The organism is Luteibacter sp. (genome assembly GCF_036500425.1).
Lineage (GTDB): Bacteria > Pseudomonadota > Gammaproteobacteria > Xanthomonadales > Rhodanobacteraceae > Luteibacter.
The window spans coordinates 1-7,481 of record NZ_DASYCB010000057.1 but is presented as its reverse complement, the minus strand read 5'-3'; the positions used below and the strand labels follow the sequence as shown (position 1 = coordinate 7,481).

At 64.0% G+C, this 7,481-nt stretch carries 7 protein-coding genes; 5 read left to right on the top strand and 2 right to left on the bottom strand.

Annotation, left to right across the window (positions count from 1 at the left end):
* Nucleotides 1–475 (top strand): sulfatase-like hydrolase/transferase (locus VGN46_RS14585; protein ID WP_331644445.1); only part of this gene is annotated, 475 nt, incomplete at its 5' end.
* A gap of 170 nt (nt 476–645) precedes the next feature.
* Nucleotides 646–1,653: a hypothetical protein gene (locus VGN46_RS14580; protein WP_331644444.1), complete on the top strand. Its 1,008-nt coding sequence runs from the start codon at nt 646–648 to the stop codon at nt 1,651–1,653.
* Nucleotides 1,654–1,833: 180 nt separating this feature from the next.
* Here VGN46_RS14580 and groL read toward each other — a convergent pair whose 3' ends face one another.
* Together groL and groES are read right to left on the bottom strand one after the other, a co-directional pair.
* Nucleotides 1,834–3,477 (bottom strand): chaperonin GroEL, encoded by a 1,644-nt coding sequence (groL, locus tag VGN46_RS14575; RefSeq protein ID WP_331644443.1) that lies wholly within the window; start codon nt 3,475–3,477, stop codon nt 1,834–1,836.
* Nucleotides 3,478–3,537: 60 nt separating this feature from the next.
* On the bottom strand, nt 3,538–3,831 hold the full coding sequence (groES, locus tag VGN46_RS14570) for a co-chaperone GroES (protein ID WP_139979471.1): 294 nt from the start codon (nt 3,829–3,831) through the stop codon (nt 3,538–3,540).
* Between the two features lie 278 nt (nt 3,832–4,109).
* On the opposite strand from groES, the gene VGN46_RS14565 reads away from it, so the two are divergent.
* Genes VGN46_RS14565 through VGN46_RS14555 form a run of 3 tightly spaced genes read left to right on the top strand, consistent with a single transcriptional unit; the run spans nt 4,110 to nt 7,452 of the window.
* The gene (locus VGN46_RS14565; RefSeq protein ID WP_331644442.1) at nt 4,110–6,353 is read left to right on the top strand and encodes a protein-disulfide reductase DsbD; all 2,244 of its coding nucleotides are present in this window, start codon (nt 4,110–4,112) and stop codon (nt 6,351–6,353) included.
* Nucleotides 6,350–6,883: a TlpA disulfide reductase family protein gene (locus VGN46_RS14560; protein ID WP_331644441.1), complete on the top strand. Its 534-nt coding sequence runs from the start codon at nt 6,350–6,352 to the stop codon at nt 6,881–6,883. The genes VGN46_RS14565 and VGN46_RS14560 overlap by 4 nt, the downstream gene beginning before the upstream one ends.
* A gap of 17 nt (nt 6,884–6,900) precedes the next feature.
* A complete protein-coding gene (locus VGN46_RS14555) occupies nt 6,901–7,452 on the top strand; it encodes a DUF1415 domain-containing protein (RefSeq protein WP_331644440.1) in 552 nt (183 codons plus the stop codon).
* The last annotated feature ends 29 nt before the right edge of the window (nt 7,453–7,481 follow it).

Genomic DNA, 7,481 nt, shown 5'->3' with positions numbered 1-7,481 from the left:
TAGCGCGATGACCGACCAGATCATGGCGCAGCTGAAGAGTGATGGCCCGCCGCGCTTCGTCTTTGCGATCAGCATGGAAGCGCACGGCCCGTACGACAAGTCGTACATCGAGGACACGGCCGAACGCGATGCCATCCCCGTACCTGAAGGCATCAACGACGACGACAAGCTGAAGCTGCGCAACTACATCTATCACATGCGCCACGCTGACGCGGAACTCGGCCGCCTGGCCGATCTGCTCAAGCAGCGCGAGCGCCCCACCCTTCTGTTGTTCTACGGCGACCACCTCCCGGCACTGACCGATACTTACGCCAAACTGGGTTTTACCAGTGGCAAGGACATGCTGGCGCAAACCGTGCCGTACATCCGCAAGCTGGATCCGTTCGTCGCGCAATTCGCAGCACCTGATGCGACGATGCTTGCGCGCCAGCAAGGCCACGCGGAAGAAGAGGCTGCGGCAGGCGCAGGTCAGTAACGCACACCCGGCAACATTGCCGCTAACGCAACGCAGGTCACAGTTCCCGGCCGCCACTCTCACTAGCCTCCGTTCTTCCACTCGCATGGCGAGCGGCGGAACGGGGGCGTGTGCCAGCCGGGGCCGGCTGGTGCTTCATGGACTCTATCCCACAGGCAGGAGTCATACGCATGAAGAGGTTCGCTTCACTCGGCAAGAGCGTGGCGTGCGCGGGCATCATCGCGTCCATGTTCTTCTTCGCACTGGCGGCAAGCGCCGCCGATGCGCCTACCAACAACACCGCACCGACCTTGCAGCTCACGCGCGTCAGCGCACTCCCCGCACAGGCAAAGCCTGCGGGCGTACCCGATGACTACGTAGTCACCCCCAATGGCTATTTTTCACCCGATTGCGTCGCCACCGTGCACCAAGGTGACGAGTTGCAGGCGAATGGCATGATCCGCCGCGCCTCGGGCGTCGCAGAAAAGGCGCCCACCTGCGGAAAAGCAAACTTCTCGCTACAGGGTGAGCGCGTCGAACCGAACGGACACCGCTCGCTGACGAACACACCGCCGCCGGAGCAGAGCGGATGGGTGCAAGCGGCGAACTACACCAGTAGCACACCCATAGGGCGCATCGTCGCAAGCTGGACCGTGCCATCAGCACCGTCGGCGAAAAGTAACCAGGTGATCTATTTTTTCCCTGGCCTGGAGCAACTGCCTAACGTGCAGTCCATCCTCCAGCCCGTACTCGGCTGGAACGGCTATGGTGACAAGGCCTGGACGCTCGCCAGCTGGAACTGCTGCGTCGACGGCACGACGTTCCACAGCGACCCCATCGCGGCGAAGGCTGGTGACAAAGTGGTGGGCGACACCTATGCCACGTGCACCGCTGGGCAAGCGTGCTCGACGTGGAAGATCGATTCGAAGAACACGACCACCGGGCAGACCAGCACGTTGACGACCAATCCGTATGCCGACCTTACCTGGGTCTTCGGTGGCGTACTCGAGGTCTACAGTGTGGCGTCTTGCAACCAGTACCCGGGCGGCCCGATCACCTTCAGCAATATCCAGGTGTATGACCGAAGCAACAAGCGTGTATCGAACCCGCCGTGGCAGGGCAGCGATACCTCAGGTATCGATCCGCAGTGCAATTACGGGCTGAGCACCACCGCGACGTCTGCCACCCTTTCGTATTGATAGAGAAGATGTGCTCACGGCGAAATGATGTCGCGCGCAAGCGCGCTCCTACACGAGGCCTTGCAACTCTTCTGTAGGAGCGCGCTTGCGCGCGATGGGTGTTGCGGCAACGACGCAAGCACAAAAAAAGCCCCGCTTTCGCGGGGCCTTTCTTTGTAGCAACAGCTGAAGAAGCAGGACTTAGAAGTCCATGCCACCCATACCGCCCATACCACCCGGGGCACCGTGGCCGCCGCCGTCGTCCTTCTTCGGCACTTCGGTCACGGCCGCTTCGGTGGTGATGATCGAACCGGCGACCGAGGCAGCGTACTGCAGGGCCGAACGGGTGACCTTGGTCGGGTCCAGGATGCCGAAGGCAATCATGTCGCCGAACTCACCGGTGGCAGCGTTGTAACCAAAGTTACCGCTGTTTTCCTTCACCTTGTTCACGATGACCGACGCTTCTTCGCCGGCGTTCGTGACGATGGCGCGCAGCGGGGATTCCAGCGTGCGACGGGTGATGGCGATGCCGAGGTCCTGGTCCGGGTTGGCACCCTTCAGGCCTTCCAGCGCCTTGAGCGCGCGGATCAGGGCAACACCGCCGCCCGGGACCACGCCTTCTTCGACGGCTGCGCGCGTAGCGTGCAGGGCGTCTTCGACGCGGGCCTTCTTTTCCTTCATCTCGACTTCGGTAGCGGCGCCGACCTTGATGACGGCAACACCGCCAGCAAGCTTGGCCACGCGCTCCTGCAGCTTCTCGCGGTCGTAGTCCGAAGAGGTCTCTTCGATCTGCGCCTTGATCTGGCCGATGCGCGACTGGATCTTCTCGCCTTCGCCGGCACCATCGATGATGGTGGTGTTTTCCTTGGTGATGACGACGCGCTTGGCGCGGCCGAGATCGGTGATGGTGGCCTTATCGAGCGCCAGGCCCACTTCCTCGGAGATGACGACGCCGTTGGTCAGCGTAGCGATATCTTCCAGGATGGCCTTGCGACGATCACCGAAGCCCGGCGCCTTGACGGCGGCGACCTTGACGATGCCACGGATGGTGTTGACGACGAGGGTGGCGAGGGCTTCGCCTTCCACTTCTTCAGCCACGATCAGCAGCGGCTTGCCAGCCTTCGCGACAGCCTCGAGCACCGGGAGCAGCTCGCGGACGTTCGAGATCTTCTTGTCGTGGATGAGGATGAACGGGTCGTCCAGTTCAACCTGCTGCGACTGCTGGTTGTTGATGAAGTACGGCGACAGGTAGCCGCGATCGAACTGCATGCCTTCGACGACATCGAGCTCGTTGTCGAGACCCGAGCCTTCTTCAACCGTGATGACGCCTTCCTTGCCGACCTTCTTCATCGCGGTGGCGATGATGTCACCGATGTTGGCATCGGAGTTGGCCGAGATGGTGCCGACCTGGGCGATAGCCTTGTCGTCAGCGGTGGGCTTGGACAGCGCCTTCAGCTCGGCAACCGCGGCCACGACGGCCTGGTCGATACCGCGCTTGAGATCCATCGGGTTGATGCCGGCGGCAACCGCCTTGAGGCCTTCCTGGATGAACGCCTGGGCGAGGACGGTAGCCGTCGTGGTGCCGTCACCGGCCACGTCGGAGGTCTTCGAGGCGGCTTCCTTCACGATCTGGGCGCCGATGTTCTCGTACTTGTCGGCCAGTTCGATTTCCTTGGCGACCGAGACACCGTCCTTCGTGACGGTCGGGGTGCCGAAGCTCTTCTCGAGCACGACATTGCGGCCCTTCGGGCCCAGGGTGACCTTGACGGCATTGGCGAGGGTGTTGACACCCTTCAGCATGCGGGCGCGGACGTCTTCGCCGAAGCGGACTTCTTTAGATGCCATGGGATAAATCCTTGGTATTCGAATAGGAGAAAGTGGTTACCGTCACGAGGCGAGCGAAGCTCAGCCTTCGATGACCGCCACGATGTCGTCTTCCTTCAGGAAGACCAGCTCTTCGCCGTCGATCTTGATTTCCTGGCCGGCGTACTTGCCGAACAGAACGGTGTCACCTTCCTTCACCGACATCGGACGGACCTTGCCGTCTTCCTGGATGCGGCCATTGCCGGCAGCGATGACCTTGCCGCGGGTGGGCTTCTCGGTGGCGCTGTCCGGGATAACGATACCGCCGGCGGAGACGCGCTCCTCTTCCAGGCGCTTGACGATGACGCGATCGTGCAGCGGGCGCAGCTTGCTCATGAGTAACTCCAAAGCAGGTGGTTGTAATTAAAGAGAAAATGGCCACCCCGTTAGCACTTGGCCGGGGTGAGTGCCAGAATTCTAGCCAAAGCAGGCCCTTGTTCGGAAGAGCTTTGGATGGGCGAGAGATGGCGCCACTACGAAACGGTTCAAGGTCACCCGGTACAAAAAATCCCGATCCGGGGCCTGGCAACGCCAATGCAAGCTAATCCGCACTCACCCGGTCATAATCATCGACGCCCTTGCGGTTCGTCGCCGCACCGATCCATGGAGCCACCATGCTGTCGTTCGCCCGCCTGCTGCGGAACCTGGCCGTCCTGGCCAGCCTGAGCCTGTTCGCCCTGCCCGCCCTGGCGCAGGACGATGACAACCTGCTGCCGGTCACCCAGGCCTTCCACCTGACCACGGATGCCAGCCAGCCAGGCATGGTGAAGCTGCACTGGCGGATTGCGCCGGACTATTACCTCTACCGCGGCCGGATCAAGATCAAGGCGGCCGATGCCAACGCCGTGAAACTGGGTGAACCCACCCTGCCCGATGGCATCAAGAAGCACGACGAATACCTTGGCGACGTGGAGATCTACCACGGCGATATCGAGGCGAGCGTGCCCTATACGCTGGCCGACGCCGCGAACAAGGTGCTCGCCCTGGATGTGCAGTACCAGGGCTGCCACGAGGTGGAGCCCAAGATCTGCTACCCGCCGAACACCGAGCACCTGAAGCTCGCGATTGGCGGCGCGTCCACGATCCCGACCGATACCCCGCCAGCCGCCCCGGCGACCAAGGGCAACGGCGCGGCCCTGTTGGGCGCGCCCGCTGCGACGCCCGGCACCGATGCACAGGCCCTGCCGGCCGACCAGGCCTTCCGTTTCGAAGCCCTGGCAAAGGACGGCAAGAGCCTGCTCCTGCGCTGGACCATGCCGAAGGACTACTACCTCTACCGCGACAAGACCGAGATCAAGGTCGTTTCGCCGGCCGGGGTCACCGCGGGTGAGCCGGACTGGCCCAGCGGCATCGCGCATCACGACGAGCACTTCGGTGACACCATCGTCTACTTTGACCAGGTGGAGGTACCGGTGCCGCTCAATGGCGCTGATCCCTCCGGCAAAGTCGAACTGGATATCGCCTACCAGGGCTGCCTGGAGAACGGCATCTGCTACCCGGTGATGACCCGCCACCTGAGTGCTGACCTGGCCTCTGGCGCGGTCACGGTGGGCAACGCCGCCACCGAGGCTTCGGCGACGCCCGCAGCCGCGCCAGCCGAGGTCGCGCCGACGCCGCCGCCGGCAAACCTGATGCCGGGTGGGACCGAGAAGGTCGGCTTCATCGCCGCGATCGGGCTGGCCCTGCTCGGTGGGCTGATCCTCAACCTGATGCCGTGCGTGCTGCCCGTGCTGTCGCTGAAGGCGATTACGGTGCTGGAAAGCGGCGAGAGTCCGGCCGCGGCACGCAAGCACGCGCTCTGGTACACCGCCGGCGTCATGCTCTCGTTCGCCCTGCTCGGCCTTATCGTGGTCGGCATCCGTGCGGCGGGGCATGGCCTGCAATGGGGCGCCCAGTTCCAGCAGCCGGTGATCGTCGGCGTACTGGTCTACGTCATGCTCGGCATCGGCCTGTCCATGTCGGGTGTGTTCGAAGTGGGCGGCTCGCTGGGCAACGTGGGTAGTGGCCTTGCGTCGCGCTCCGGCGCCACCGGTGATTTTTTCACCGGCGTGCTCGCCGTCGTCGTCGCCAGTCCGTGCACGGCTCCGTTCATGGGTTCGGCCATCGCGTTCGCGTTTGCCGCGCCGCTGTACGTGGCCTTCCTGATCTTCGTGGCCCTGGGCCTGGGCCTGGCGCTTCCGTTCCTGCTGATGGGCTTCGTGCCCGCCGTGGCCCGCATGCTCCCGCGCCCGGGTCGCTGGATGGAGACCCTGAAGCAGGCGCTGGCCTTCCCGATGTACCTGACCGCCGTGTGGCTGTTGTGGGTACTGGCGAAGCAGCGCGGCGCCGATGCCGCGGCACTGGTCCTGGCGGGTGGCGTGCTGCTGGCCATGGCGCTGTGGTGGTATGGCCGTGCTCGCGGTGCACGTTTCTCCTGGGTGTTTTCGGCCGTGCTGGCCGTCGGCGCTGTGGCCGCCCTGTGGACGGTACACGGCCTGCCCGCACCCTCGACGACCCAGGTAGCGTCCGACGGCTCGGTGCCCTACTCGCCGGCGAAGCTGGCCGAACTGCGCGCGGCCGGTACCCCGGTGCTGGTCGATATGACCGCTGACTGGTGCATCACCTGCAAGGCCAACGAACGTGCCGTGCTCGATACGGATGCCTTCCGTGACCTGCTCAATCGCACCGGCACCGTCTACATGAAGGGCGACTGGACCGACGTGAACACCACGATCGCCGCCTTCCTGGAGCAGTGGCATTCGGTAGGCGTTCCCCTTTACGTCGTCTACCCGAAGGGCGGTGGCGAGGGCCGGAAGCTTTCCACGGTACTCACCCAGGACACGGTCAAGCAGGCTCTGGACACCGCGTCGGGCCAATGAAGCGCGGCCCTACATTCTGGTTCGTAGCGCTCGCCGTGGCCGCGGCGGCGCTTGGCTTGTGGCTCGAGCACCGGCGTGAGCATCCGACCGAGGTGGATGGTGTCAGTATTTCGGTGGTGGGCGACATGGCGCCGGAAACCGCCTGGCTTAGCGTCGATGGCAAACCGCGCCGCCTCTCTGACTGGCGCGGGCACAAGGTGCTCATCAACTTCTGGGCCACGTGGTGTGGCCCCTGCCAGCGCGAGATGCCGCTGTTGAGCGCCACTGCACGGCAATACGCCGGGCGAGACGTCGTCGTGCTGGGCGTGGCGGAAGATACGGCGCCGGCGGTGCGCGCCCACCTCGTGGCGCACCCGGTGGATTATCCGATCGTGATAGGTGGCAGCGACGCCCCTGGCGGCTCGCTCTCCTTCGGCAATACCCGCCAGGTCCTGCCCTACAGCGTCCTGGTCGGCAGCGATGGGCGTATCCTGCGCCGCAAGATGGGCGCGTTCAGTGAGCGGGAGCTCGCCGAATGGCTCTCGCCCTGAACCTCCAGGAACCCCCCATGGAAATCTTACCCTCGCACGAGGAAGCGATCGACGCGACGCGAACGTGGCTCGAACGCGCCGTGATTGGCCTCAATCTGTGCCCCTTCGCCAAAGCCGTCCACAAGAAGGGCCAGGTGCGCTACGTCGTAAGCGATGCCACCCAGCCCCTGCAACTGCACGAGGATCTGGTCCGCGAACTCGAACTGCTGCGTGACACGAACCCGGAGCAGGTCGACACGACCCTGCTGATCCACCCCGGCGTGCTGGCCGATTTCATGGATTTCAACGAGTTCCTGGAGGTGGCCGACGATACCGTCGCCGACCTGGCGCTCGAAGGCGATATCCAGGTGGCCAGCTTCCATCCGGATTTCCAGTTCGAGGGCACCGCCCCCGACGACATCACCAACTACACCAACCGCTCGCCGTTCCCGACGCTGCACCTCCTGCGCGAGGCCAGCATTGACAAGGCGGTAGCCGCATTCCCGGACGCTTCGAAGATTTTCGAGGCGAACATGGAAACGCTGGACAAGCTGGGCGTCGAAGGCTGGAACAAGCTCTTCTCCCTGTAGGAGCGCGCTTGCGCGCGATCGCGCGCAAG

Coding starts and splice junctions, on each gene's coding strand:
- groL (WP_331644443.1), bottom strand. CDS start 3,477: ATGGCATCTAAAGAAGTCCGCTTCGGCGAAGACGTCCGCGCCCGCATG.
- groES (WP_139979471.1), bottom strand. CDS start 3,831: ATGAGCAAGCTGCGCCCGCTGCACGATCGCGTCATCGTCAAGCGCCTG.
- VGN46_RS14560 (WP_331644441.1), top strand. CDS start 6,350: ATGAAGCGCGGCCCTACATTCTGGTTCGTAGCGCTCGCCGTGGCCGCG.
- VGN46_RS14565 (WP_331644442.1), top strand. CDS start 4,110: ATGCTGTCGTTCGCCCGCCTGCTGCGGAACCTGGCCGTCCTGGCCAGC.
- VGN46_RS14555 (WP_331644440.1), top strand. CDS start 6,901: ATGGAAATCTTACCCTCGCACGAGGAAGCGATCGACGCGACGCGAACG.
- VGN46_RS14580 (WP_331644444.1), top strand. CDS start 646: ATGAAGAGGTTCGCTTCACTCGGCAAGAGCGTGGCGTGCGCGGGCATC.